Genomic DNA, 23,345 nt, shown 5'->3' with positions numbered 1-23,345 from the left:
CTACTTCGGGTCGTCGCTGAACTTCGAGGTCGACCAGTGGTAGCCGAGGACGGTCAGGCCGATGGACCAGGCGAGGGCGAGCCATCCGCTGTGGCCGATCTCGGTGCCCAGGAGCAGTCCTCGGAGGGTCTCGATGGCGGGGGTGAAGGGCTGGTACTCGGCGATGGGCTGGAACCAGCCGGGCATCGCGTCGATCGGTGTGAAGGCGCTGGAGACGAGGGGGAGGAGGATCAGCGGCATCGCGCTGTTGCTGGCCGCCTCCGCGTTCGGGCCGGCCATCCCCATCCCGACCGCGATCCAGGTGAGGGCCAGGGCGAAGAGGGCGAGCAGCCCGAAGGCGGCCAGCCACTCCAGGAGGGTGGCGTCCACGGAGCGGAAGCCGATGGCCGCGCCGACCGCGCCGACGAGGACGACGCTGGCGACGGACTGCAGGACGCTGCCGACGACGTGCCCGATCAGCACCGACCCGCGGTGGATGGCCATGGTCCGGAAGCGGGCGATGATGCCCTCGGACATATCCATGGCGACGGACACCGCGGCCCCGACGACGGTGGAGCCGATGGTCATGAGCAGGATGCCCGGGAGGATGTAGGCGATGTAGTCGGAGCGGTCGGCGTCGCCGCCGCCGATCCCCGCGCTCATGACGTCGCCGAAGACGTAGACGAAGAGCAGCAGGAGCATGACCGGGGTGAGCAGCAGGTTCAGCGTGAGTGACGGGTAGCGGCGGGCGTGCAGGAGGTTGCGGCGCAGCATCGTGGACGAGTCGCGCACGGCGAGGGACACAGCACTCATCGGACGGTCTCCTTCGGCTGGTTCGGCTGGTCGGTGGTGCTGGTCAGGGCGAAGAAGACGTCGTCGAGGTCGGGGGTGTGCACGGTCAGTTCGTCGGCCTCGATGCCGGCGGTGTCCAGTCGGTCGAGGACGGAGCGCAGGTCGCGCTGGCTGCCGTCGCTGGGGATCTGCAGGGTCAGGGACTCGTCGGTGGGGGTCTCCCCGCTCGAGCGGGGCCGGGTGAGGGGGAGGGTGACCTCGCCCAGGGCTTCGGCGGCGGAGCGGTAGGCGGCCGGGTCGGTGAAGCGGAGCCGGACGTGCCCGCCGGGGATCAGCCGCTTGAGCTCGTCGGCGGTTCCCTCCGCGGCGATCCGGCCGTCGTGGAGCACGGCGATACGGTCGGCGAGTTCGTCCGCCTCCTCGAGGTACTGGGTGGTCAGGAAGACGGTCACACCGTCCGTGACGAGCTCGCGGATGATGCCCCACATGGTGTGGCGCGAGCGCGGGTCGAGGCCGGTGGTCGGCTCGTCGAGGAAGATGATCCGGGGGCCGCCGACCAGCGTCATCGCGATGTCCAGGCGCCGCTTCATGCCACCGGAGTAGCTCGCGGCCGGCTTCTTCGCCGCCTCCGCCAGATCGAAGCGCTCCAGGAGTTCGGCGGTCACGCGCCGCCCCTGGCTCCTGGACAGGTGATGCAGGTCCGCCATGAGGAGCATGTTCTCCTCACCCGTGATCAGCCCGTCCACGGCCGAGAACTGCCCGGTCACACCGATCGCGGCGCGCACCCCGTCGGGCGACGTGGTGACATCGTGCCCCGCGACCTGGGCCTGCCCGCCGTCCGCGGAGACGAGTGTGGAAAGGATCTTCACGACCGTGGTCTTTCCGGCCCCGTTCGGCCCGAGCAGCGCGAACACCGAACCCGCCGGAATCCGCAGATCGATACCGCCGAGGACCGTCTTGTCGCCGTACGACTTACGCAGACCGACGGCGGAGACAGCGGGGGGCGAAGGGTGACCACCACCCTGCTTGGACATGTGCATGACAGAAAAAGGCACGGAGTCCTCCTGGTGAGAATGAAGGGAGTGAAGGTTCGAAGGGCGGGCCGCCGCCGGTCGCGGACGTGACGCCCAGGCGGCCCGGACAACGCAGGCGGTGCAGGCGGTGCAGGCGGTTCAGGCGGTTCAGGCCTTCGCGCGGCGGATCTCGATGTTGCCGAACCGGGTACGGGCCCTGACCTCGACGGTGCCCACGGAGCTCTCCGGGGCGTCGGACTCGGTGAGTGCGTTGTGCACCTGCCCGGCGCCCGAGCCGGCGTCGAGCCAGGCGGCGGAGCCCTCCCGGATGCCGATCTCGATGGCACCGTAGGAGGTCTCCAACTGGACGGTGCCACGGGCGACATCGCCGACGCGCAGGGTGCCGTGGGCCGTGGTGGCGGAGACCGAGGCATCGGCGCGCTCGATCAGGATGTCGCCGTTGGCGCCACTCACGCGCAGGTCCCCCAGGACGTGGCCGACGACGGTGGTGCCGTGCGAGTTCTTCAGGACGGCCGGTCCGTCGACACTCCCGACGCGCATGCTGCCCGAGCTGGTGGTGATCTCGGCGGACCCGGCGACGTGGTCCACGGTGATGGTGCCGTGGGACGCGGTCAGGTGCAGCGGCCCGGTGGTGTCGAGGCGGACGTCACCCGACGAGGTCTTCACCCGGACCTCGCCGAACCGGCCCTCACCGTGCACCTGGGCCCACGAGCCGGTCATGTCCACCTGCGAGTCCGCGGGCAGTTCGACCGTGACGTCGACGGTGCCGGTGCGACCGACGAGGTAACGCTGCTTGGGCGTCCGGATGGTCAGCAGTCCGCTCGCGTACCGCACTTCGGTCTGCTCGGCCACCCGGACGTCCTGGTCCTTCTTCGGGTCGCGGGGCTGTACGTCGACCGAGGTCTCGGGACGGTCGGAGGTGATGAAGCGGATGGATCCGGCTTCCACGTGAGCGGTGACCGAGATCGCTGCGGGGGTGTCGAAAGAAGGCATGGCTGTCCCGTCCTCTTGGGTCCTCGCGGGTAGGACGTGGTGTGGGTGAAGTGATGAGCGCCCGGTGCGCGGCTAGCGCACCCAGCCGGTGAAGCTCTGCCCGACGGTGCGGGGGGCGGTCCGGGTCTTCTCCGCCGTACGCGACGGGGGACCCCCGTCGACCGCGGCCGACACGGCCCGCACCAGCCAGGCGTTGACCGACAGGCCCTCACGGTTCGCGGCCTCCTCGGCGCGCGCCTTCAGGTGGGCGGGCAGGCGCAGGTTGACCCGGGCGGTCCCGCTGTCGTCACTGTCGGCCGGTACCGGCGCCCTGAGCGGCTCCGCCGGGCGGCTGTTCCCCTCGAACGCCTGCTCATCGGCCGGCCGTGTCACCACGAAGTCCGGGTCGAGCCCGCGCAGCCGTACGTCGACCGAGCCCGGGGCGAGCTCCCGGGTGATCTCGTCCATCGCGGCGGAGAGCACGTTGAGCATCGTCAGGCGGGTCGCCGACTCCAGGGGAGCGGTGAGCCGCTCCGCCAGCTCGCGGGCTTCTTCGCCACCGGCCTCGGCGGCCACCGCGAGTTCGCGGCGAAGGTTGTCGACATACGGCGTGAGGTCCATGACGCCATAGTGGCATCATTGTGGCACCACACGCAAGCCCCGACGGGCACCCTTCGCGACGCCTCGCCCGACAAGCGACTCTGACCTGCACAGATACCCAGTCCTTCACCCGCGTCAATCCGACACCATCAGGTGCCTCTGGGGCCCTTACTGGCTCCTGTGGCACCAGATGGCACCACAGGCGGCACCACTGGATGCACACCAGGCGGTCACGCACGGAGCGCCGGCGCCCTCCACCGGACGTGCGGCAGGTGCTTACCCCTCGACGCCTTCGACGGCCTCTCCCGCAGGCCCGCTCGCCTCGATCCCGCTGTCGTCCGGGCCGACCGCCCGGCCCTCCCGGTGCAGGACCCGCCAGCCTTCACCCGGAGCGCCGGAGAGGATGACGACCCCTGCGTTCCGCAGCTCGCGGGCGGGCGCGTACAGCTCGCGGATTCCGTCCCGCACACGGACCTCCAGCCCCGTCCGCGCCGCCGGCGGCGCGACGGCGAGCCGCTCCATCGGGGCGGCCCCGCGCGCCCGTCCGCCGGACCCCGCCTAACCGCGGCGGCGCCTGGCCGCGATGAGGGCCAGCACGATGACGACGACGGCCACCGCGCCCCCGGTCGCGGTGCCCTTCGTCGCATCCCCGCCGTCCCCGTCCCCGCTGTCCCCCGGGGAGACCCCGCCGCCCCCGCCGTTCGGGGAGGGCGCCTTGCCGCGTTCGCCGCCATCGCGGCCCTCGACCTCCACGCGCACCACTTCGCTCCCCTCCCCCTCGGAGCCGAACATCATCGCGGAGCCGTCCGCCGTGTACGTCACCGATTCGGACTGCCCCTGGAGCGGGACGCTCACCGCGTGGTCGGCGCCGAGCCTGCCGTCCTCGAAGGCGTAGGCCCGGGCGCTGAAGTACGAGCGGAAGACCACTTCCCTGCCGTCCGGCGAGAACGCCCCGTCCGTCACCCACGGCACCTCGCCCACCTTCCGGAAGACGTTGTTCCCGCCGGTCGTCAGCTTCCGGGGGCCTTCGTAGAGTCCGCCGCCGTCCTCGTTCTTCGAGGCGATGTACACACGCCCCGTCTTGGGATGCACCATCATCGCCTCGGCGTTGCGGGCCCCGTCCGCGTAGGTCACGTCGAACTGCGTCGCCCGCACGGTGGCGTCCGCGAGGCGCTTCGGCTCGGGGAAGCGGTAGATCCAGACGTGGTCCCAGGAGCCGTCGAGGTTGTCGCCGATGTCGCCGACGTACAGATTCCCGTCGGGGCCGAGCGAGATCGCCTCCACGTCGCGGGGCTCCCCCACCCCCTCCATCGTGATCGTGGCCACGGTCTTCCCGGTGCGGGAGTCGATGGCGTAGACGTACGGGCCGTCCTCGCTGTCGTTGTGCGTCCAGTAGACCCCCGGGTGGATCCGGCTCGCGGCGAGCCCGCTGGACTCGGTGATCCGGGAGTCCTCGATCGTGAAGGTCCGGTCCGGCCGGTCGCCGTCGTCCGCGGCGGCGGGCACCGCCCCCGTCAGGAGCAGGAGCGCAGCGGCGGCGGAGACGGTCAGCAGCGATCTCATCCCACAAGTGTCCACTGTCACGTCGCAGGCCGGAGCGGTGATCCGCCATGATGTCGCCATGCGTTTTCTCTTCGTCGGCGACTCCATGACCATCGGGCGTTCCGGCGACTTCACCTGGCGCTACCGCATGTGGCAGCACCTCGAGGCGACCCTCGGCGAGGGCGGCTACGCGATCACGGGCCCGCGCACCGAGTTGTACGACACCGAGGCCGGCGCCCCGCTCTCCCACGACTACGGCGATCCGGCCTTCCCCGCACCCGCGCGCCGGCACCTCGCGGGGTGGGGCGAGGGCTGGCTCCACATGGCGCCCGTCATCGCGGACACGGTCACGGCGACCCGTGCCGACGTCCTGCTGGTCTCCCTCGGCCTGATAGACCTCGGCTTCTACACCGACAGCACGCAGACGGCCGCGAACGTACGGGCGTTCATCACCGCGGCCCGCGCCGCCAACCCGCGCATCAGGCTGGTGCTGCTCCCCGTCATACCGAACGTCAGGGCCGAGTCCGACGCCCCGTTCTCCGCCGAGTGCGACCGCTTCAACACGCTGCTCGCGAAGGCGGTGGCCGACCTGGACGGTCCCTCGTCCCCGGTCCTGCTGGCCTCGCACCCCGCGGGCTACGACATCCACGCGGACACCTACGACGGCACCCACCCCGGCCCCACCGGCGAGCACAAGCTGGCCGGCGCCTTCGCCGAAGCGATGCACCAGGCCTGGGGCGTGGGCGGCCCGTACGCGGGAGCGTTGGCGACCGCCTGATCACCTGCGGGCCGTGTCACAACACGTCGCCCGCCTCGTCGTGGAACACCTCCGGGCAGTAACGGAAGCCGTCCGGGCCCGTCGCGGGGAGGCAGGCGACCGGGTCGGCCGAGGCGAGCACTCCGATCATCGTGTCCGCGACCTCGTCGTCCCCGTCATGACACCACCTCGATGCGCTTCGTCCTGGCGATCCTGTCGATCATCACCATCGTAAGGACGACCGCTGACCATCAGGCCTCCCGGAACCGGGCCGAGGAGGCGCCGCGTCCTCCAGACATGCGGGACCTCACGGGAGCCGTCCGGACGGGAGCATGCGCGAGTGACGAAGGAACCGGACACACAGCCGCGGCGCGGAGGACGGAAGCGGGGCCGCGTGGTCGCCGGACTCTGCCTCCTGGTGGCGGTCCTGCTGGTCTTCCCCGGCCTGGTCCCCAACACCCCTGGCCGCGTGGGCAGTCTGCTGGAGACGTTCCTCCCCTGGCTCGGCCTGGCCGTCCCCGCCCTGTTGGCCGCGGCGGTCCTGCGCCGCTCCCGCCTGGCGGCGGCCGCGCTGCTGCTGCCCGCCGTCGCCTGGCTGAGCCTCTTCGGGGGCATGGTCGTCACGGGGGCAGCAGCGGACGGCGCGTTCACCGCCGTCCAGCACAACCTCAGCGACGTGAACCCCGACCCGGGCGCCACCGCACGGGCGCTGGCCGGGACGGACGCCGACCTCATCGCCCTGGAGGAGCTGACGGCCCCGGCCCTGCCCGCCGTCGAAGCGGCACTGGCCTCCGTCTACCCCCACCACGCGACGCGGGGCACGGTCGGGCTCTGGTCGAAGCACCCCCTCACCGGCGTACGGCTGGTGGACATCAGGCCGGAGGGGGTCGGGGAGGGCTGGGACCGGGGACTGCGGGCCACGGCCCGTACGCCGGAGGGGAAGGTCGCCGTGTACGTGGCGCATCTGCCCTCGGTCCGGATCGGCCCGACGACGGGGCTCGCCTCCGGGCGCCGGGACGAGAGCGCCGCCCTCCTGGCAGAGGCCCTCGCCGACGAGCCCCTGGACCGGGTGATCCTCCTCGGCGACCTCAACGCCACGCTGGACGACCGCGGCCTGGCCCCCGTCACCTCGCTGATGAACCGGCCGGACACCGGCTTCGCCTTCAGCTGGCCGGCGCGTCTGCCCCTGGCCCGGATCGACCAGATCCTGACGCGCTCCTCGCAGGTCACCGCCCTGTGGACGCTCCCCGCCACGACGAGTGACCACCTGCCGGTGGCGGCCCGCATCCGGCTCTGAGGGCCGGTTCGCTCCACGCCGTGGAGACGGTCCCCTGGTTCCCTCGACGGCTACGTCGCCGGGCCCGACGGCGACTTCAACCGGTCGGTGGCGGAACTCCGTTCCATCCAAGGGCCGAGCGCCGGGTGGATCTCGAACTGCTGGAGAAGCGCACACTCGACTCACGAGCCGTCCACCTCCGCCACCGCGTCGCGCGGTAGCGCCGCGGCCGCACGGCTCCACCGGGCCGACGGCCGGGACCACCGGCGCGAGCGGCCGGCGGCCGCCTCGGTCGTCCGCTACTCCGTCCTGGGCGCGGCGCCCAGCATCTCCAGGCCGAGCCGGGTCAGTTCCTCCGACACCTCGTCCGGCCGGGCCCTGCGCGGGCGGCGCGCATGGTGGGCCATGAGTTCGTGGACCGTACCGACCATCACCATCACCACCACCCTGTGGTCCCGCTCCTCAGCCTCGCCGCGCACCGCCGCGCGCTCGGCCTCACCGGTCAGGAAGTCGGTCCACAGGTCGCGCCACCGCTTGCAGTGCGCGTCCACCGCCGGGCTCACACCCAGCACCTCGACGAAGGTCACCCGCGCCTCACGCAGGTCCCGGGTCACCGCCGACACATAGGCGTCGAACAGCCGCCGGAAGCGCTGCGCCATCGGGCAGTCGTCCATCCCCTCGGAGAGCAGCGCGACTTCCGCCGCCCGCAGTCCGGCGGTGGTGATCTGGTTGTGCAGCGCCGTCAACAGGCCTTCCCGGGAGCCGAATTCCTCCCAGAGCACCTCCACCGGCACCCCGGCCATGTCGCACAGGGCCTGCTCCGACGTCTGCGCGTAGCCGTACACCCCGAACAGCTCCAGGCCGGCGTCGAGGAGCTGCCCACGGGCCCGCGCACGCGCACCGTCGACCACACCGGTCAGTTGGTCCACCGGGACATCCACCACGGGTCCTCCTTGGTCTGCCCCTGACCGGTGTGCGCTCGCACCGTCGAGCAGGTCGCGAGGGCCGGAGGGGCTCGGGCGCCTCTGGATGGCGCGTGCGCCATTGTCCCGTCGTGCCCGGCCTTGCGTACCCCGCCGCGCCGTCGGACGGGCACAGACCGCCAGGACCGGTGAGCGCTCGTACGGGCGTGCGGCAGCCGCCCCGTCGAGCCGGGAGTGCCGTTCAGGCGGATACGACGCCCAGTTCGGCCGGCAGACCACGGACACGGCGTTCGGTCTCGTCCCGGACCGGCCGGACCGCGGCGAGCCCCTGACCGGCCGGGTCGTCCAGGCTCCAGCCGAGGGACCGGGTGCCGGGGAAGACGGGGCAGGCATCGCCGCACCCCTCGGGTTCGTCCTGGGCACCACGCGCTCTTGTTTCGACATGCTTCTATGTTGACGTTCGTCGATTCAGGGTCCACCCTTGAATCGAAGGACTTCAATGCAGCCAGCACGAGGAGACGGTCATGTCCCGCGCCCAACTCGCACTCAACGTCGCCGACCTCGAAGCATCGGTGGCCTTCTACTCCCGACTCTTCGGCGTGGAGCCCGCCAAGCGCCGCCCCGGCTACGCCAATTTCGCGATCACCACTCCCCCGCTCAAGCTGGTCCTGATCGAGGGCGAGCCGGGCCAGGAGACCCGACTGGACCACCTCGGCGTCGAGGTCGACAGCACCGAGGAGGTCACGGCCGCCACCGGCCGGCTCAAGGACGCGGGGCTCGCGACCTTCGAGGAGAACGACACCTCGTGCTGCTACGCGCTCCAGGACAAGGTGTGGGTGCACGGCCCCGGCAAGGAGCCGTGGGAGGTCTACGTCGTGAAGGCCGATGCCGACCGCATGGGGAAGAGCGCCGCCCTGGACGGCTCCGCCCCCTCGGGGGAATCCGGGCAGGGATGCTGCGGCACGGAGAGCGCCGCCGGCATCGGCCACGGCTGACCGGCGCGCGGGGTGCGGCTGCCGCCGGGGCGTGCGGAGGGATGACGAGAGCTGACACCCGCACCCCCGGCCGGGCCCGGCGCCCGCCGCGCGACCCTCACGACACGCCGGGTGCACTCTCCCGGGCGGGCTCCTCGGATGCCGGGCGGGTATCCGGACCGTCGGCCGGGGCGGCGGCGCGCAGAGCGGCTTCCACCCGGCGGTTGCTGGTCATGGATGCCGTGACGGCTGTCATCGCCAGGAGGAGGACGGCGGCGGCGTAGAGCGGGGTGCGGATGTCGTAGGCGGTGGCCAGCCAGCCGCCGAGGAAGGCCCCGACCGGGGCGGCGCACATGGCCAGCATGCGGGAGGTGGAGGCGACCCGTCCCATGAGGTGGGCCGGGACGATCGCCTGCCGGAGGGAGGGCGCGAGCACCATCGTGGCACCCATGCCGGCCCCGCAGACGGCGAGCGCCAGGCCGGCGGCGTACGGGTTCGGGGCGGCGGCAAGGCCCAGGATGGCCAGCCCTTCGACGGCGGCCGTGCAGGTCAGGGCAGTGCCGGTGCCGAGGCGCCGGCCGAGGTAGGAGGCGGTGCCTGCGCCGAGCAGACCGCCGGTGGCCTCCGCCGTGAGGAGCAGGCCGAAGCCGTAGGTGTCGATGCCGAGGCGCTCGTGCGCGAAGAGGGCGAGGACGGTCTCCACGGCGAGGAAGGAGATGTTCCCGACTGCCGGGCGGAGGGCGAGCCCGAGCAGCACCCGGTCCCTGATGACGTACGAGGCTCCGGCCCGCGCCTGCCGGAGCAGCGACTCGCGGGCCTCCGGCACGGGCCGGGGCACGGCGGGCAGCGTACGGACGAGCAGCGCGGAGAGCGTGAACGAGACCGCGTCGGTGAGCAGCGGAACCGCCCGCCCGAGCGCCAGCAGGGCGCTGCCGGCGGGCGGCCCCGCGAAGCCGGACATGGCGGTCTGGGACCCGCGCAGGCGGGAGTTGGCGCGCTCCAGGAGGGCGGGGTCACGGCGGAGCAGATCCGGCAGATAGGCCGTGGCGGCCGTGTCGAAGAAGAGTCCGCCGAGGCCGAGCAGGAAGGCGACGGCCGCGAGCAGCGGGATGCTCAGGACGTCGCCCACGGCCGCCACCGCGGGTATCACGAGCAGCAGCGCACGCGCCGCGTCCGCGGCCCACATCGTGCGCCGGCGGTCCCATCGGTCGACCAGCGCACCGCCGAGCACCCCGAAGAGCAGCCACGGCAGCGTCCCGGCGGCCGTGACGACGGCGAGTGCCATCGGATCCCGCGTCAGCGTCAGCGCGAGCAGCGGCAGCGCGGCGTGTGTCACCCCGTCACCGAGCGAGGACACGGTCTGCGCGGTCCACAGCCGGCCGAACCCGGCCGGCAGCCTTCTCTCCTCCGATGTCACCTGACGTCCCCTTCGGCCTGCCCGCCCGGTGCCGGGTGGAAGAGTGCGAAGACGAGTGACGCGTCCGGAAGCGCAGGGTCGGACAGCTCCCGGTACTCGTCCGCCAGCGCCTCCAGCCGGGCGCCCAGCTCGGCGAACCGATCTTCGGTGAGCCGCAGATGAGCCATTCGCACATGCCGCTCGCCCGCAGAGGGCGCCGCCTCCAGGTCCGCCACCGCATGCCGCATCAGCACATCCGGCCCTCCCTCGCCCGTGTCCGGCAGCACGATCGACCGCGCGGCCATCGCGTAGTACCGCTCGGTGACCCCCCGGACCTTCCTCGTCCGCACCACCTTCACCAGCCCGGCCCGCTCCAGCAGCCGTACGTGGTAGCTGGAACTCCCCTTCGCGAGGCCCACCCGGCCGGCGATCTGCGTGATCGTCGCGGGCTCGAAGCGGAGGACGGCCATGATCCGATGCCGCGTCAGACTGGAGACGGCGCGCACCTGTTCGGCGGTGGTGACGTGGAGCGTCTCGGGGCGTTCGTCGGTAGGCATGGCTCAATGGTCAACGTTTCTTGACCATTGAGCAAGGGGGCCCTCACCCCAATTTCCGGAATAACCTGTTCCGGCATGTGGGCCTGAGGACCTGGCCCGCGGCCTCGACGCGAGCCACCGCCTGCCCCCGCAGGGGGCGGCGGACGCTGCCGTGCGGCACACCGCCGGTCAGCGCAGCAGCAGGTCGATCACACCCGTCAGGTCCTCCTCGCCGCTGCCCCCGGACGGTCGGCGGCGCATCAGCTCGGAGCAGGCGGAGCAGTTCCGGGCTGCCCCTCAGAGCCGCTTCAGCACCGCCTGCTTCGCCGTGGCGAACTCCTCGTCGGTGAGGATGCCGGCCTGGTACAGCTCCCCCAGCTCGCGGAGCCGCCGGAGCAGGACGTCATGGTCGTCGGAGGCCGGAGCGGATGCCGGGACAGCAGCCGGAACCGGGGACTCGGCAGCAGCCGGGGCAGGCCCCGGCCCGAGCGCCGGAGCGGCTTCCGCGGGAGCGGCGAGTGCGGCGGCCGGTATGCGTACGAGGACGGCGGCGGCGACCAGGACCGCCGTGTACTCCCGCTTGGACAGCCCCCACAACTCCAGGGAGTACGGGTCGAATTTGGCGGGCGAGACCGACACGGCGCCTCCCCGGTCGAAGCGCAGGGAGCCGTTCTCCAGCCCGATGGAGGGCATCCAGCGCACACCGGTCACCTCCGACAGCGGGATGGTGACGGCTCCGGTCACCTCCTTCGATTCCTCCGCCTTCCAGTTCCAGGTGAGGCGGACGGCCTCTCCGTCGAAGGACGCCGTGCCGTCCCCGCCGCCGCCCGATACCGGGACCGACGGCCCGGGCAGCAGGAAGCGGTCCACGGGCCCGTCGGGGACCTGCTCGATGAGCAGGGCGTTCCGGATCTCGTCGACGAGGTATTCGGCCACGCCCGTGCGGTCCCTCTCGACCACGAGCTGATACGGGTCGGAGGCGTCCTTCAGCCGTCCGTCCGCCGCCCGCAGGACCGGGCACGCCCCGGTGCGCAGCCGCAGGCGCAGCCTGCCGCCCTTGCGGTCCGGCTCGAACGAGACGCCTGCCACCGCCTCCAGCGGCACGGCGAACTCGCCGAGGGCCGTCCGCACCGGGTGCGCCTTGCTGCCGGGGACGATCCGTACCGCGTCCCCGTCGAAGCTCCACGTGCCGTCGCGCGAGATGATGTCCGCCATACGGGGGATTCTGCCAGGCACACCGCCCGTATGACCGGCCGTTCGGCCCCGCGCGCCGCCGTGGCACGGGCCCGGTCAGCCGCCTTCGCCCCGGCCCTCACGTACGCGTTGCGCAGCGGCGCCACCGGCCGGCTCCACCATGGCCGAGAGGGTCGCGGTGCTCTCCGATCCCCAGCGGCCCCGGGCCCGTCGCGGTCCGCTTGAGACCGCGACGGCGGGCACCCGCCGGGTCAGGACGCCGTGCGCTCGTCGGGCAGGCGGCGGCGCAGGCGGCCCTGCCCGATGGCGGGCGGGTCGTAGGCCATGTCGAGCCGCCCGACGTCGGTGCCCGGCGGCACGATGGCGTCGATCCGGTCGAGGATCTCGTCGTCCAGCGCGGTCTCCGCACCCGCGAGAAGGTCGTCGAGGTGGGCCATGGTGCGCGGGCCGATGATCGCGGAGGTGACGCCCGGGTGGGCGATCGCGAAGGCCGTCGCCATGTGCGTCAGCGACATCTTGGCGTCCTGCGCGAGGGTGATGAGCTCCTCCACGGCGTCGAGTCGGCGCTCGTCGCTCATGTGCTTGAAGCCGTACGTCGCCCGGTGGGTGTCGGCCGTGCGGCCCTTGCGGTAGCGGCCGGTGAGCAGGCCACCGGCCAGGGGACTCCAGACCAGGGCGCCCATGCCGTAGCGCTCGCAGACGGGCAGCACCTCCCGCTCGATGCCCCGGTCGAGGATCGAGTACGGCGGCTGCTCGGTCCGGAAGCGCTCCAGGCCCCGCCGCTCGGAGACCCACTGGGCCTCGACGATGTCCGATGCGGGGAAGGTGGAGGCTCCGACGTGCCGGACCTTCCCCGCCCGCACCAGGTCGGTGAGCGCGGAGAGCGTCTCCTCGACGTCGGTGTCCGGGTCGGGCCTGTGGACCTGGAACAGGTCGACGTGGTCGGTGCCCAGCCGGCGCAGCGAGTCCTCCAGTGCACGGACGAGCCAACGCCGCGAGTTGCCCCGCATGTTGGGGTCGTCCCCCATGGGCAGGTGCGCCTTGGTGGCCAGGACGACCTGGTCCCGGCGGCCCTTGAGTGCCTTCCCGACGATCTCCTCGGACTCACCGCGCGAGTAGGCGTCGGCGGTGTCCACGAAGTTGATGCCCTCGTCGAGCGCCTTGTGGATGATCCGGGCGGACTCGTCGTGATCGGGATTCCCCATGGCGCCGAACATCATCGCGCCCAGGCAGTACGGGCTGACCTTGATGCCGGTCCGGCCCAGCGTGCGGTATTTCATGACGCTCCTCGCGCTCTGGCCCACACGTGGTGCGGGCGCTAGGCTGAAAACGGAACAACGTTCAGCAATGACAATACGGAACACTGTTCCGCTTTGCAAGGGAGCATCGTGCGCGAGGACAGGACCCCGACGGCCGAGGACGGGGCGGCAGCGGCAGGGACCCCCAAGCGCGTGCGCGCCGACGTACGCCGCAACACGGACGCCCTGCTCACCGCAGCCGCGGAGGTGTTCCTCGTCGAGGGGGTGGACGCGCCCGTACGCCGGATCACCGCGAAGGCGGGGGTCGGAGCGGGCACCCTCTACCGTCACTTCCCCCAGCGCTCGGACCTCATCGCCGCCGTCTTCCGCCACGAGGTCGACGCCTGCGCGGACGCCGCGGCCCCCCTCACCGCGCAGTACGCACCCGCCGACGCACTCGCCGAGTGGCTCCAGCGCTTCGCGCTCTTCCTCGCCACGAAGCGTGGACTCAGCGCCGCCCTGCACTCGGGGGACACGGCCTACGACAGCCTGCCGGCCTACTTCGACCAGCACCTGATGCCCGTGCTCACCAGGCTCATCGAGACCGCTGCGACGGCCGGCGAGATCCGCTCCGACATCAGCGCGGACGACCTGCTGACCGCCACCCGCAACCTGACCCTGTCCGCCCAGGAGGACAAGACCGGCCACACCCGGCGGATGATCGCCCTGCTCGTCGACGGGCTGCGTTACGGGGCGGCATGAGCCGCCCCGTCCCCGTCGGCGGCCACCCCCAGTTTCGCGAAGCGTTCCCGCCACGACAGGGAGTCGGCCTCGGCGTCGGCCAGGGCGCGGTGCCGCTCCCACTGCTCCCACGCGGCCTGCCGACGGCAGTCACGGCACTCGGTCTCGTCGGACACCGGCCTGAAGACGTGCTCCTCACCCTCGGGAGCGGCCGCACAGGTCACCAGCTCCGGCGCACGTGGGGCAGGAGCGGCCTGTGGGATCGCCGTCGCGGGCAGCTCCGGCGGCATCTTGTGCAGCAGCCTGAAGCGGAGAAAGCCGACCGCCGAACGCACACCGTCGCGTGGCAGTTCGCTGGTGAGCACGCGCCGCAGCTCACCCGCCGACACCCCGCGCGACAACCAGCGGGCCGCGAGCTCCGCCAGCCCCCTGGCCTCCTTCACGCCGAGGTACAGCTCCCGCCGCACATGGCGCAGCGACAGCAGGACGCGCTCCCCCTCCTCCGCCTCCGGACCGAGCCCGGCCCCGGGCTCCCCTTCCGGCCGGCGTTCCGGTTCGGCTTCCGGCCGGGCTTCGGAGGGTGGGTGGGGATAGCTCTTCTCTTGTTCTTCGTCTACCGGTAGTTGACGACCGACCACCCGACCGGCTGGTTCACCGACCGTCGGTTCCGGCTCACTCGGAGACCCCCCGGCCCGCGCCCGGCGCAAGGCCTCCGCCTCCCCGGGGGTGAGGGGCACGTTGGACAGCAGTTGCTCCGTCACCCAGCGCCCGCGCTCACCCTGCTCGCGCCACTCATGGACGTAACCGTGCGCGACCAGCGCCTCCTTGGACTTCTGGTACGCCCGCCCCGTGATGCCCAGCCTCCGGGCATGGTCGCTGAGCGGCTGGGCGGCCTGCTCACCGGGGAGCCCCTGGACGGCCAGAAGCAGAATCTTCGCGTCGCTGGTCAGTCGCGCATGGCGGACGACGTCGTGCGAAGCCTTCGTGTAGCGCCGGGAGGGCGCGATAGCATGCCGAAGCATCTCGGTGGACCTCGTTATCCACTCGTGGGTGAAGGCCCTCGGGCTGGTGTTGGTAGCACCTCCGGGGGCCGCCCCGCACACATGCGTGCACGGAACGTGATGACGCGATTACGGTACCGCACGGCGCGGGGTGCTTTTCCGTATATGCCGGGACACATCGATCACGGCCCAACCACCCCCGCCAGGACGGCCACCGCCACCTCGTGCAGCAGCTTCGCCTCCACGAACGGCACCTCCCCGGTCGGCCGCGACCGCCAGTCCAGCGGCCAGGTCCGGCCCTCCAGCGCGGGAATCCCCACGAACGCGTCGCACCGGAGGTCCCGCCCTATCAGCCGCGCCCCGGCCGGCCACCGGCGCGCGGCGGCGCTCTGCGGCGGCAGCAGGAAGCAGGTACTCCGGTCACCGACTGCGGAGCGCACGATCGGGCCCGCTTGGAAGGCGGTGAACTGCATCAGCTCGTACGCCACTTGATCACCCACAAGCCCGGCCACGCGCACGGCGTCGAAGTGGACACCGACACGCCGGAGCGCATGCCCGCTCGCGGGAACCCAGCAGGGCACCGGGTCCAGTGAACTTCTCTGATCCATGAGCCAAGCGTGACGGCGCACACGTAACGTGACCAGCGCCACAGGCCGACTGTGCACTCTTGTGTACTGAGGGGGTGGAGTTGTGCACTCCGGTGAACCTGGAAGTGGTAACGCGGAGATGTTCGGCGCGCTGCTGCGTTTCCACCGGGAGCGCGAGGGGCTGTCGCAGGAGGCACTGGGCGCGAAGATCGGTTTCTCCAAGTCCCAGGTGGCGATGGTGGAGCGGGGAGCCCGGCCGCCGAGGGGCTATCTCGTCCCGCGCGCGGACGAGATAGCGGTTGGCTTGATCCCAGTGGTCGTCCGTGTCCGCGTCCGTCCACGCACCGTCAAGGGTGACCAGCGCGAAGCCCGGCACGGCGCACCGGGACCGCCCACAGCCGAGCTTCCTCGTGTTCCTGCGCGAAGGACGCGACCGGGTCGTTGAGCAGGAACGAGTGCCGAAGTGCGGGTCTCGCGGTTGAGTCGACGGGCCCGCACCCGTGCGGCCCGGGTCACCTCCGTCCGCCGAACTGCCAGTGGTGCACCTCGACATCGGCGTACCGGTCCGGGGTCAGGACGGCGCGTGCCGTGTCCGGGTCCGGCGCCCGGAGCAGCACCGCCGTGCCCAGCCAGGTGGCACCGTCGTCGGCCAGGAGCGGCCCGTAGGCGATCAGCTCCTCCCGGTCGGCCGGCACCTCGAGGTCGACGGCATCGCCCGTGCCGAGGCCGAGCACCAGGTACCGGTTGCCGTCGGTGTCGCCGCCGGGGAAGTCCCACATGGTGCGCCCGAGCAGGTTGCGCCAGCGCCGCAGCAGCACGTCCCGGTAGGCGCCGGCCTGGTAGTTCGGCTCGTCGAAGGCGAACGCACGGGCGGCGGCCGGATGGGGCAGGTCGAGGACGTGCACGCTGCCGGTGGGCGTCTCGCCGTCGTCGGCGAGGGTCGGGCCCCGGGCGATCATCTCCTTCGCGTACCCGTCCATGTAGGACCAGTGGTCTTCCAGCAACTCCTCGCGCAGTACTGCGGAGCCGGGGCGGTCACGGTGGTAGCAGAGGAACTCCATGCCCCCAGCATCACGTCTGGTGGGCGCCCGGGTCCACGGGATTCGAGGCCGGATCGCGGGACGCCCGAGGACTCTCGGGTGACCTCACCGAGCGGGGCGCACAGGCAGCGCCGACAGCAGGTCCGGCGGAGGGAGGAGCCGGGTCCTCGGCCGCGCTGTCGCCGGGGCGGGCGGGCGTCGTCCTCTGCACCCCGGCCGGCCTCCTCCTCCGGTGCCGGGCAGCCGGCGGCTCACCCCGAGCCATGCTCCCGAGCTGCGGCCCGCCATGACCTGGGTGATGCTGACGGAAGCTGCCCGGCACCTGGGGGCGCCGAGCAGGAGGGGTACGGCAGGGATGAGCGAGGAGAGTCCCAGAGGGGCGGGGCACGGCCGGGCCGTGGTGCCGCTCGTCCGGATGACCGCCCGCCGCACCGACGAGCCGCACCGGAGCGCAACGCCGCTGGAGCTCCTCTTCGACCTGTGCTTCGTCGTCGCGGTCGCACAGGCCGGAGCCAGGCTGGTGCACGCATTCGCGGAGGGCGACCCGGCCCACGGGATCACCGGCTACCTCGTCGTGTTCTTCGCCATCTGGTGGGCATGGGTGAACTTCACCTGGTTCGCCTCCGCCTACGACTGCGACGACGTGCCGTACCGGATCGCCACGCTGGTGCAGATGTCCGGCGTCCTCGTACTGGCCGCCGGAGTCCCTCGCGCCTTCGACGACGCGGACTTCACCGTCGCGGTCGTCGGCTACCTGATCATTCGGGTCGCGCTCACCCTGCAGTGGCTGCGTGCCGCGCACGGCGAAGCCGGTGCGGCACGCAGCGCGGCCCTGCGCTACGCGGCCGGACTGACAGTGGTGCAGCTGGGCTGGGTCGCCCTCCTCCTCCTGCCCGGCGCCGCCTGGAAGTGGGGATTCCTGCTGCTGGTCGTCGCAGAGCTCGCGGTGCCCGCGTTCGCGGAACGCCGTCATCAGACGACCTGGCACCCCCACCACATCGCCGAACGCTACGGTCTGTTCACCATCATCATGCTCGGCGAGACCATCGCGGCATCCAGCGTGGCCGTGCAGACCGCCCTGGACGAATCAACGGCACTGGACGAGCTCCTGCCGATCGCGGCAGGCGGGCTGGTCATCATCTTCGCCGCCTTCTGGATCTACTTCGCCGTCCCCGTCCACCAGTACCTGACGTCCCGCCGGCACGCGTTCCTCTGGGGCTACGGCCACTACGTGATCCTGGGCTCGGCCGCAGCCATCGGCGCGGGGATCGAGGTCGCCGTGGAAGAGGCGACCCACCACGCCCACATCTCGACCCTGGCCGCCTCGGCGGCGGTCACCGTACCCACCGCCCTGTTCATGATCGCCACCTGGGTCGTGCACGCCCGCCACTTCAAGCAGGGCGTCGCGCAGAATCTGGTCCTGCCCGGGGGCGCCCTTCTCGTCCTGGCCGCCGGCTTCGCCGGCCACTGGGCCGTCCCCCTCGCGGGTCTGGCCGCAGCCTGCACCGTTGCCGTAGGCATCCTCCTGGCCACCACACGCTTCGAAGCACCGCGGGACCACCACGGGTAACCGGTGTCCGGGTCCACCCGGTCCGAGGCCGGATCGCGGAACGCGCCCCCGTGCGCTGGGTGGCCGGTGTGATCCGCTGCCGGTTCGACTTCGACAGCCGAGCGAGCGGCACTGGCCGCCGGCCTGGCGGAGCTGAGCCCCGGTCGGGCCGGTCCAGGCCCGCCGCGCACTGGAGCAGCGTGGACTTCCCCGAACCCGAGGGCCCCATGACGCCGGTGAAGCTCCCCGCCGACAGGCTCAGGGTGCCCCGTCCAGGGCGGTCACCGCACTGTCCCCGGCCCCGTACACCTCGCGCGGGGGTGCGGGGTGCACCCACGTGCGGAGGAAAAGCCCCGATCTATACCCCCAGGGGTACTCTTGTGTTCCACGAACCGGTACGCGTCACCCAGGAGGAACCGTGCAACTCGACATGGCGGCCGACGAGCTGAAGTCCGTCCTCAACCGGTTGCGCCGCGCCCAGGGGCAGATCGCCGGAGTCATCAGGATGATCGAGGAGGGCCGGGACTGCGAAGACGTGATCACCCAGCTCGCCGCCGCGTCCCGGGCCCTGGACCGGGCCGGATTCTCCATCATCGCGACGGGGCTCGACCAGTGCCTGGCCGACGAGGCACAGTCACCCGCCGACAAGGACCGGATGCGCGCCCGCCTGGAGAAACTGTTCCTCTCCCTGGCCTGAGCGGCGCACCCTCCGCACGATCGACAGGCACCCCCGGCCCGAGCGGCGCGCCCTCCGAGCAGGGCAGACCCTGTTCGAGATATGCACGCGGCTGGTGACCAGGCACGGGCTGGGACTCTCCCGCCAGGCGATCAGCCAGCACCTGGCCGTCCTGGAATCCGCGGGCCTGGTCCTCTCGCGGCGCGAGGGCCGCTACGGGTTCCACGACCTGAACACCGAACCCCTTGAGCGCATCGCGAACCGGTGGCTCAGGCCCGACACCCCGGAGAGCACCCCATGAAGATCCACCGGACCAGCGTCTTCGTCGACGACCAGGAGAAGGCCCTGCGCTTCTACACCGAGATGCTGGGCTTCGTGAAGAAGCACGACGTCCCGCTGGGCGATGACCGCTGGCTGACCGTCGTCTCGCCGGAGGCCCCCGACGGGACCGAACTGCTGCTGGAGCCCTCCGGCCACCCCGTGGTGCAGGCCTACCGGGACGGGCTGGCCAAGGACGGCATCCCGCTCGCCGCCTTCGCCGTGGACGACGTACGGGCGGAGTTCGACCGGCTGAGCGGGCTCGGCGTGCGCTTCACCCAGGAACCGCTGGAGATGGGACCGGTCACCACCGCGGTCCTGGACGACACCTGCGGCAACCTGATCCAGATCCTGCACAGCGCGTAGCGATCCCGGCCCTCGGCCACGGCTACCGCTTTGGGAACGGTTCCCCGCACGCACTGCAGAAGGCCGGCGCCCGGTCGGCCGACAGCCGCCCGCACTCCGGGCAGACCAGGTCCAGCATGCAGGGGGCCTCGCCGCCCTCGCGCGCGGGCTCCCGGACGGCCGGCGTGATCGCCAGCCCGGGACGGCGGCGGTGCACCGTGAGGTACGCCAGCCCCTCGGGCCCCGCCTCCAGAGAACGTCGCGAGGTGCGGGGCAGCCAGGTGACCGTCGTGGGGGCGAGGTCCAGCACCTCCCCGCCACCCGTCCGCAGCCGGCCGCTCCCCGCCAGGACGACGAGGAGCACGTCCAGGACGTCCTCCTGATGCTCACCCACCTCCGCACCCGGCGGCAGGCGGACGACATTGGCGTCCAACTCCCGCCCCTGCTCGGCGAGATGCCACAGCGCACCGCGCTCTTCGGGGGCGGCGGAGGCGAGAAGCCCGTCCAGCACCGCCAGCACCTGCGGGGTCGCGTCCACGCCGTCGCCTCCTCTTCGTACCGGTCACCGGGCCCGGCTCTCCGCTCCCAGCCTTTCACGACGGCGCGGGGGCACCCCGACCCCGTGGACCACGGCCGAGGGCCGGGCGGACCAGGACGGTGCCGGGCGGACGTGGAGCCTCCGCAAGTGGAGGCATTCCGCCTCCGCCCCGAACCCGTCGGCCCGGCCCGGGTGGCCGCTGTAGCCTCGCCGCATGATCCAGCCGACGCCCACGACGCCCACGACCTCGGACGCCGAGTGCGCCGCGCTCACCCGCACCCTGCGCCGCCGGGGCACCGTCGTCCTGTCAGTGTTCGCCCTGGTCTGGGCCTTCGCCGGGGCATCCGGACTCGGGTCGGGCGCCGCGGCCCTGGCCGTCGAGATCATCGCCGTGCCCGTCACCGCGGCGGCCGTCCTCCTCGCCTACCGCAAGGGCGCCGCCCCCTCGCCGCGCATGGTCGACCTGCCCCGGAACTGGGCGCGTTCGGTCGGCATCGTGAACGTCGTCGAGCTCGCGGCGATCTTCGCGGTCATCGCCGCGGCCAACGCCTCGGGCCGGCCCGGATTCATCCCGCCGGCCATCGCGCTGGTCGTGGGCCTGCACTTCGTCCCCCTGGCCCGCCTCTACGACCAGTGGCAGTACAAGGGGACGGCCGCGCTGCTGAGCGCCGTCGCCGTCGTCGGCTTCGCACTCGTCGCGGCCGGCCTGTCGGACGAGGCCGTGCGCGCCGTGGTGGGGCCGGCCGCCGCGGTGGCCCTGTGGGCGTCCGCGTACCACGTGGCCGTCAGAGGCTGAGGGCACACCGGACCGGCCCGATTCCGCCCCTGGGTAGGCTGGGCGCGACAGACCGTCGTGAACCGCACCGAGGAGCAGACGTGAGCGAGCCGGCGTCCATCGCCCTGCAGCAGGAGATCGCCCGGGAGCTGGAGGTCACGGAGACCTTCGACGCCGAGCAGGAGATCGAACGCCGGGTGGCCTTCCTCACCGAGCGGCTGACCTCCACGGGGCTGCGCTCGCTGGTGCTCGGCATCAGCGGCGGCGTCGACTCCACCACCGCCGGCAGGCTGTGCCAGCTCGCCGTCGAGCGGGCCCGGGCCGCCGGCCACGAGGCACGGTTCTACGCGATGCGCCTTCCCTACGGCGTCCAGGCCGACGAGCACGACGCCCAGCTCGCCCTCTCCTTCATCCAGGCCGACCAGGTGCTGACCGTGGACATCAAGCCCGCGACCGACGCCATGCAGGCGTCCCTGCTCACCGGCGACGTGTCCTTCCGCGACCCGCACCACCAGGACTTCGTGGTCGGCAACGTCAAGGCCCGGCAGCGCATGATCGCCCAGTACGCGGTGGCCGGAGCGCACAACGGGCTCGTCGTCGGCACGGACCACGCGGCCGAGGCCGTCTCCGGCTTCTTCACCAAGTTCGGTGACGGCGCCGCCGACCTGGTCCCGCTGACCGGGCTCACCAAGCGCCGGGTGCGCGCCGTGGCCGAGACGCTCGGCGCACCCGCCGAGCTGGTCAAGAAGGTGCCGACGGCCGATCTGGAGACGCTCGACCCGGGCAAGGCCGACGAGCACGCCCTCGGCGTCACCTACGACACCATCGACGACTTCCTGGAGGGCAGGCCGGTCGACGAGCAGACCTTCGGGACGATCACCGCCCGCTACCGCCTCACCGACCACAAGCGCCGGCTGCCGCTCGTGCCGTAGCGGGGCGACCGCACGGAGTGCGGGAAAAGGGCGGAACCGGCCGGAATCGAACCGGCGTCCTCACGGTTTTGGAGACCGGCGCGACGACCTCTGCGCTACGGCTCCGCCCGGACCGGCACCCTACCCGCTCCCCGGGAAGGAAGCCATGGACAGGAAGCCCGACGAGAAGTACCCCCCGATCGAGCCCTACGACCACGGGATGCTGGATGTCGGCGACGGCAACCGCGTGTACCGGGAGGTCTGCGGCAACCCGGCGGGCATCCGGGCATCCCCGGCGTCCTGGTCCACGGCCGTTTCGACCTGGGCTCCCCGCTGACCACGGCATGGGAGCCGGCCAAGGCCCGGCCGGACGCCGAGCTGACCGTGATCGACGGCGCGGGCCGCACCGGCGGCCCGGCGACGTCCCGGGCGGTGCTGGCCGCGCCGGACCGTTTCGCACGGCGCGGCTGAGCCGGCGCTTGCTTCGAGCGCGCTCGAAGGAGTTGTCTTGGGGGTCATGAAGTACACGCAGCTCGGACGCACCGGACTCAAGGTCAGCCGCCTCGTGCTGGGGACGATGAACTTCGGCCCCCAGACCAACGAGAGCGACAGCCACGCGCTCATGGACGCCGCCCTGGAGGCGGGCGTCAACTTCTTCGACACCGCGAACGTCTACGGCTGGGGCGAGAACAAGGGCCGTACCGAGGAGATCCTCGGCACCTGGTTCGCGCAGGGCGGCGACCGCCGCGACAAGGTCGTGCTCGCCACCAAGGTCTACGGCAACATGGGCGCCGACGGCGAGGCGTGGCCCAACCACGACAAGCTCTCCGCCCTCAACATCCGCCGCGCCGTCGACGCCAGCCTCAAGCGGCTGCAGACGGACCACATCGACCTGTACCAGTTCCACCACGTCGACCGGGACACCCCGATCGACGAGATCTGGCAGGCCATCGACGTACTGATCCAGCAGGGCAAGATCCTCTACGCGGGATCGTCCAACTTCTCGGGCTACAAGATCGCCCAGGCCAACGAGCGTGCCCGTCAGCGGGGCGGCTACGGCCTCGTCAGCGAGCAGTGCATCTACAACCTGATGCAGCGCGGGGCCGAGATGGAGGTCATCCCGGCCGCCCAGGAGTACGGCCTCGGTGTCATCCCGTGGTCGCCCCTGCACGGCGGGCTGCTCGGCGGCGCGATCCGCAAGGAGCGCGAGGGCAGCGGTGCCCGGTCCACCTCAGGACGCTCCGGCGACGCCCTGGCCGACCCGAAGGTCCGGGCGCAGATCCAGGCGTACGAGGACCTGCTGGAGAAGCACGGCCTGGAGCCCGGCGAGGCCGGCCTGGCCTGGCTGCTGACCCGGCCCGGCGTCACGGGCCCGATCTCCGGCCCGCGCACCCAGGAGCAGCTCGACTCGGCGGTGCGCGCCGTGGAGCTGGAGCTCTCCGACGAGGTGCTGTCGGCCCTGGACGAGATCTTCCCGGGTCCTGGCCCGTCGCCGGAGAACTTCGCCTGGTAGGAACGCGACCGGCGCGTGCGGCCTTCGCCCCGGGGTCAGCCCCCGAGGGCGGAGGCCGCCGCCACGACGACGAACATCAGCACGAGCACGGCCGCCATGATGCGGTTTCTGGTCTTGGGATCCACCCGACGAGCGTAA

General features: G+C 72.1%; 27 protein-coding genes, 1 tRNA gene and 4 pseudogenes. 14 read left to right on the top strand and 18 right to left on the bottom strand.

Annotated elements, in window-relative coordinates:
- The 6 genes from B9S57_RS17380 to B9S57_RS17355 form a co-directional block, all read right to left on the bottom strand.
- Positions 1-792, bottom strand: coding sequence for an ABC transporter permease (locus tag B9S57_RS17380; protein ID WP_103514014.1), 792 nt, complete (start codon positions 790-792; stop codon positions 1-3).
- A complete protein-coding gene (locus B9S57_RS17375) occupies positions 789-1,811 on the bottom strand; it encodes an ATP-binding cassette domain-containing protein (protein WP_103516479.1) in 1,023 nt (340 codons plus the stop codon). Before B9S57_RS17375 ends, B9S57_RS17380 begins: the two co-directional genes overlap by 4 nt.
- Before the next feature lie 141 nt (positions 1,812-1,952).
- The gene (locus B9S57_RS17370) at positions 1,953-2,798 is read right to left on the bottom strand and encodes a DUF4097 family beta strand repeat-containing protein (RefSeq protein WP_103516478.1); all 846 of its coding nucleotides are present in this window, start codon (positions 2,796-2,798) and stop codon (positions 1,953-1,955) included.
- 72 nt (positions 2,799-2,870) lie between these two features.
- Positions 2,871-3,398 carry a toxin-antitoxin system HicB family antitoxin gene (locus tag B9S57_RS17365; RefSeq protein WP_103516477.1) on the bottom strand — a complete coding sequence of 176 codons (528 nt, stop codon included), beginning with the start codon at positions 3,396-3,398 and terminating at the stop codon, positions 2,871-2,873.
- Positions 3,399-3,653: 255 nt separating this feature from the next.
- Entirely contained in the window at positions 3,654-3,899 is a 246-nt protein-coding gene (locus tag B9S57_RS17360; protein ID WP_103516476.1) for a hypothetical protein, read from the bottom strand.
- A 36-nt stretch (positions 3,900-3,935) separates the two neighbouring features.
- Positions 3,936-4,940, bottom strand: coding sequence for a hypothetical protein (locus B9S57_RS17355; RefSeq protein ID WP_103516475.1), 1,005 nt, complete (start codon positions 4,938-4,940; stop codon positions 3,936-3,938).
- A gap of 58 nt (positions 4,941-4,998) precedes the next feature.
- Between B9S57_RS17355 and B9S57_RS17350 the strand changes: the two genes are divergently transcribed.
- Both B9S57_RS17350 and B9S57_RS17345 read left to right on the top strand, forming a co-directional pair.
- Positions 4,999-5,697: a GDSL-type esterase/lipase family protein gene (locus B9S57_RS17350; protein WP_103516495.1), complete on the top strand. Its 699-nt coding sequence runs from the start codon at positions 4,999-5,001 to the stop codon at positions 5,695-5,697.
- A gap of 319 nt (positions 5,698-6,016) precedes the next feature.
- Positions 6,017-6,973, top strand: a complete 957-nt coding sequence (locus tag B9S57_RS17345) for an endonuclease/exonuclease/phosphatase family protein (protein ID WP_258036419.1) — start codon at positions 6,017-6,019, stop codon at positions 6,971-6,973.
- A gap of 278 nt (positions 6,974-7,251) precedes the next feature.
- On the opposite strand, the gene B9S57_RS17335 is transcribed toward B9S57_RS17345, so the two are convergent.
- On the bottom strand, positions 7,252-7,896 hold the full coding sequence (locus B9S57_RS17335; RefSeq protein WP_103516473.1) for a TetR/AcrR family transcriptional regulator: 645 nt from the start codon (positions 7,894-7,896) through the stop codon (positions 7,252-7,254).
- 220 nt (positions 7,897-8,116) lie between these two features.
- Positions 8,117-8,278 (bottom strand): annotated as a pseudogene (locus tag B9S57_RS35530) (phosphotyrosine protein phosphatase); the annotation flags it as partial.
- A gap of 121 nt (positions 8,279-8,399) precedes the next feature.
- Between B9S57_RS35530 and B9S57_RS17325 the strand changes: the two are divergent.
- On the top strand, positions 8,400-8,870 hold the full coding sequence (locus tag B9S57_RS17325; RefSeq protein ID WP_258036418.1) for an ArsI/CadI family heavy metal resistance metalloenzyme: 471 nt from the start codon (positions 8,400-8,402) through the stop codon (positions 8,868-8,870).
- Positions 8,871-8,967: 97 nt separating this feature from the next.
- On the opposite strand, the gene B9S57_RS17320 is transcribed toward B9S57_RS17325, so the two are convergent.
- The 4 genes from B9S57_RS17320 to B9S57_RS17300 form a co-directional block, all read right to left on the bottom strand.
- Entirely contained in the window at positions 8,968-10,266 is a 1,299-nt protein-coding gene (locus B9S57_RS17320) for an MFS transporter (RefSeq protein WP_181011378.1), read from the bottom strand.
- Entirely contained in the window at positions 10,263-10,802 is a 540-nt protein-coding gene (locus tag B9S57_RS17315; protein ID WP_103516472.1) for a transcriptional regulator, read from the bottom strand. The genes B9S57_RS17320 and B9S57_RS17315 overlap by 4 nt, the downstream gene beginning before the upstream one ends.
- 276 nt (positions 10,803-11,078) lie before the next feature.
- On the bottom strand, positions 11,079-11,996 hold the full coding sequence (locus B9S57_RS17305) for a DUF4429 domain-containing protein (RefSeq protein ID WP_103516471.1): 918 nt from the start codon (positions 11,994-11,996) through the stop codon (positions 11,079-11,081).
- Between the two features lie 230 nt (positions 11,997-12,226).
- Entirely contained in the window at positions 12,227-13,255 is a 1,029-nt protein-coding gene (locus B9S57_RS17300) for an aldo/keto reductase (protein WP_103516470.1), read from the bottom strand.
- 108 nt (positions 13,256-13,363) lie between these two features.
- Here B9S57_RS17300 and B9S57_RS17295 point away from each other — a divergent pair, with 108 nt between their 5' ends.
- Positions 13,364-13,975, top strand: a complete 612-nt coding sequence (locus B9S57_RS17295) for a TetR/AcrR family transcriptional regulator (protein WP_103516469.1) — start codon at positions 13,364-13,366, stop codon at positions 13,973-13,975.
- Here the strand turns inward: B9S57_RS17295 and B9S57_RS17290 are convergent.
- Both B9S57_RS17290 and B9S57_RS17285 read right to left on the bottom strand, forming a co-directional pair.
- Positions 13,960-14,976, bottom strand: a complete 1,017-nt coding sequence (locus tag B9S57_RS17290) for a hypothetical protein (RefSeq protein ID WP_103516468.1) — start codon at positions 14,974-14,976, stop codon at positions 13,960-13,962. The two genes, B9S57_RS17295 and B9S57_RS17290, sit on opposite strands and share 16 nt — an antisense overlap.
- 161 nt (positions 14,977-15,137) lie before the next feature.
- Positions 15,138-15,563: a hypothetical protein gene (locus B9S57_RS17285; RefSeq protein WP_103516493.1), complete on the bottom strand. Its 426-nt coding sequence runs from the start codon at positions 15,561-15,563 to the stop codon at positions 15,138-15,140.
- Positions 15,564-15,681: 118 nt separating this feature from the next.
- Between B9S57_RS17285 and B9S57_RS17280 the strand changes: the two are divergent.
- Positions 15,682-15,834, top strand: a pseudogene (locus tag B9S57_RS17280) (helix-turn-helix domain-containing protein); the annotation flags it as partial.
- 220 nt (positions 15,835-16,054) lie between these two features.
- Here B9S57_RS17280 and B9S57_RS17275 read toward each other — a convergent pair.
- Positions 16,055-16,603, bottom strand: coding sequence for a YciI family protein (locus B9S57_RS17275; RefSeq protein WP_103516467.1), 549 nt, complete (start codon positions 16,601-16,603; stop codon positions 16,055-16,057).
- A 334-nt stretch (positions 16,604-16,937) separates the two neighbouring features.
- Here B9S57_RS17275 and B9S57_RS17270 point away from each other — a divergent pair, with 334 nt between their 5' ends.
- The gene (locus B9S57_RS17270; RefSeq protein ID WP_258036417.1) at positions 16,938-18,152 is read left to right on the top strand and encodes a low temperature requirement protein A; all 1,215 of its coding nucleotides are present in this window, start codon (positions 16,938-16,940) and stop codon (positions 18,150-18,152) included.
- 136 nt (positions 18,153-18,288) lie between these two features.
- Here B9S57_RS17270 and B9S57_RS17265 read toward each other — a convergent pair.
- Positions 18,289-18,464 (bottom strand): annotated as a pseudogene (locus B9S57_RS17265) (ATP-binding cassette domain-containing protein); the annotation flags it as partial.
- Positions 18,465-18,549: 85 nt separating this feature from the next.
- Here B9S57_RS17265 and B9S57_RS17260 point away from each other — a divergent pair.
- Genes B9S57_RS17260 through B9S57_RS17250 form a run of 3 tightly spaced genes read left to right on the top strand, consistent with a single transcriptional unit; the run spans position 18,550 to position 19,491 of the window.
- A complete protein-coding gene (locus B9S57_RS17260; RefSeq protein ID WP_103516466.1) occupies positions 18,550-18,828 on the top strand; it encodes a metal-sensitive transcriptional regulator in 279 nt (92 codons plus the stop codon).
- Between the two features lie 19 nt (positions 18,829-18,847).
- Positions 18,848-19,108 carry a helix-turn-helix domain-containing protein gene (locus B9S57_RS17255; protein ID WP_103516465.1) on the top strand — a complete coding sequence of 87 codons (261 nt, stop codon included), beginning with the start codon at positions 18,848-18,850 and terminating at the stop codon, positions 19,106-19,108.
- Complete coding sequence (locus B9S57_RS17250) at positions 19,105-19,491, top strand: VOC family protein (protein ID WP_103516464.1); 387 nt, start codon at positions 19,105-19,107, stop codon at positions 19,489-19,491. The genes B9S57_RS17255 and B9S57_RS17250 overlap by 4 nt, the downstream gene beginning before the upstream one ends.
- Positions 19,492-19,513: 22 nt before the next feature.
- Here B9S57_RS17250 and B9S57_RS17245 read toward each other — a convergent pair whose 3' ends face one another.
- Positions 19,514-20,008, bottom strand: coding sequence for a hypothetical protein (locus tag B9S57_RS17245; protein WP_103516463.1), 495 nt, complete (start codon positions 20,006-20,008; stop codon positions 19,514-19,516).
- A gap of 214 nt (positions 20,009-20,222) precedes the next feature.
- On the opposite strand from B9S57_RS17245, the gene B9S57_RS17240 reads away from it, so the two are divergent.
- A complete protein-coding gene (locus B9S57_RS17240) occupies positions 20,223-20,804 on the top strand; it encodes a hypothetical protein (protein ID WP_103516462.1) in 582 nt (193 codons plus the stop codon).
- A gap of 80 nt (positions 20,805-20,884) precedes the next feature.
- The gene (nadE, locus tag B9S57_RS17235) at positions 20,885-21,715 is read left to right on the top strand and encodes an ammonia-dependent NAD(+) synthetase (protein ID WP_103516461.1); all 831 of its coding nucleotides are present in this window, start codon (positions 20,885-20,887) and stop codon (positions 21,713-21,715) included.
- Positions 21,716-21,746: 31 nt separating this feature from the next.
- Here the strand turns inward: nadE and B9S57_RS17230 are convergent.
- Positions 21,747-21,820: transfer RNA gene (locus B9S57_RS17230), tRNA-Trp, on the bottom strand.
- Positions 21,821-21,860: 40 nt separating this feature from the next.
- Between B9S57_RS17230 and B9S57_RS34485 the strand changes: the two genes are divergently transcribed.
- The 3 genes and pseudogenes from B9S57_RS34485 to B9S57_RS17220 all read left to right on the top strand — a co-directional run bounded on the left by B9S57_RS34485 (position 21,861) and on the right by B9S57_RS17220 (position 23,207).
- On the top strand, positions 21,861-22,031 hold the full coding sequence (locus B9S57_RS34485; RefSeq protein ID WP_181011377.1) for a hypothetical protein: 171 nt from the start codon (positions 21,861-21,863) through the stop codon (positions 22,029-22,031).
- Positions 21,980-22,165: pseudogene (locus tag B9S57_RS35525) on the top strand (prolyl aminopeptidase); the annotation flags it as partial. The gene B9S57_RS34485 and the pseudogene B9S57_RS35525, both read left to right, overlap by 52 nt.
- A 46-nt stretch (positions 22,166-22,211) precedes the next feature.
- Positions 22,212-23,207: an aldo/keto reductase gene (locus tag B9S57_RS17220; RefSeq protein WP_103516460.1), complete on the top strand. Its 996-nt coding sequence runs from the start codon at positions 22,212-22,214 to the stop codon at positions 23,205-23,207.
- Positions 23,208-23,345: the final 138 nt, after the last annotated feature.

Origin of the sequence: Streptomyces sp. SM10 (genome assembly GCF_002910915.1) — a bacterium.
GTDB lineage: Bacteria > Actinomycetota > Actinomycetes > Streptomycetales > Streptomycetaceae > Streptomyces.
This window is presented reverse-complemented; position numbering and strand designations above follow the sequence as displayed.

What these genes read in the sequence shown, in the direction of transcription:
- B9S57_RS17290 (WP_103516468.1), bottom strand. Translation starts at nt 14,976, where the DNA reads ATGCTTCGGCATGCTATCGCGCCCTCCCGGCGCTACACGAAGGCTTCG.
- B9S57_RS17250 (WP_103516464.1), top strand. Translation starts at nt 19,105, where the DNA reads ATGAAGATCCACCGGACCAGCGTCTTCGTCGACGACCAGGAGAAGGCC.
- B9S57_RS17355 (WP_103516475.1), bottom strand. Translation starts at nt 4,940, where the DNA reads ATGAGATCGCTGCTGACCGTCTCCGCCGCCGCTGCGCTCCTGCTCCTG.
- B9S57_RS17365 (WP_103516477.1), bottom strand. Translation starts at nt 3,398, where the DNA reads ATGGACCTCACGCCGTATGTCGACAACCTTCGCCGCGAACTCGCGGTG.
- B9S57_RS17375 (WP_103516479.1), bottom strand. Translation starts at nt 1,811, where the DNA reads ATGCACATGTCCAAGCAGGGTGGTGGTCACCCTTCGCCCCCCGCTGTC.
- B9S57_RS17270 (WP_258036417.1), top strand. Translation starts at nt 16,938, where the DNA reads ATGAGCGAGGAGAGTCCCAGAGGGGCGGGGCACGGCCGGGCCGTGGTG.
- B9S57_RS17305 (WP_103516471.1), bottom strand. Translation starts at nt 11,996, where the DNA reads ATGGCGGACATCATCTCGCGCGACGGCACGTGGAGCTTCGACGGGGAC.
- B9S57_RS17325 (WP_258036418.1), top strand. Translation starts at nt 8,400, where the DNA reads ATGTCCCGCGCCCAACTCGCACTCAACGTCGCCGACCTCGAAGCATCG.
- B9S57_RS34485 (WP_181011377.1), top strand. Translation starts at nt 21,861, where the DNA reads ATGGACAGGAAGCCCGACGAGAAGTACCCCCCGATCGAGCCCTACGAC.
- B9S57_RS17300 (WP_103516470.1), bottom strand. Translation starts at nt 13,255, where the DNA reads ATGAAATACCGCACGCTGGGCCGGACCGGCATCAAGGTCAGCCCGTAC.
- B9S57_RS17315 (WP_103516472.1), bottom strand. Translation starts at nt 10,802, where the DNA reads ATGCCTACCGACGAACGCCCCGAGACGCTCCACGTCACCACCGCCGAA.
- B9S57_RS17380 (WP_103514014.1), bottom strand. Translation starts at nt 792, where the DNA reads ATGAGTGCTGTGTCCCTCGCCGTGCGCGACTCGTCCACGATGCTGCGC.
- B9S57_RS17275 (WP_103516467.1), bottom strand. Translation starts at nt 16,603, where the DNA reads ATGGAGTTCCTCTGCTACCACCGTGACCGCCCCGGCTCCGCAGTACTG.
- B9S57_RS17285 (WP_103516493.1), bottom strand. Translation starts at nt 15,563, where the DNA reads ATGGATCAGAGAAGTTCACTGGACCCGGTGCCCTGCTGGGTTCCCGCG.
- B9S57_RS17350 (WP_103516495.1), top strand. Translation starts at nt 4,999, where the DNA reads ATGCGTTTTCTCTTCGTCGGCGACTCCATGACCATCGGGCGTTCCGGC.
- B9S57_RS17220 (WP_103516460.1), top strand. Translation starts at nt 22,212, where the DNA reads ATGAAGTACACGCAGCTCGGACGCACCGGACTCAAGGTCAGCCGCCTC.
- B9S57_RS17370 (WP_103516478.1), bottom strand. Translation starts at nt 2,798, where the DNA reads ATGCCTTCTTTCGACACCCCCGCAGCGATCTCGGTCACCGCTCACGTG.
- B9S57_RS17360 (WP_103516476.1), bottom strand. Translation starts at nt 3,899, where the DNA reads ATGGAGCGGCTCGCCGTCGCGCCGCCGGCGGCGCGGACGGGGCTGGAG.
- B9S57_RS17240 (WP_103516462.1), top strand. Translation starts at nt 20,223, where the DNA reads ATGATCCAGCCGACGCCCACGACGCCCACGACCTCGGACGCCGAGTGC.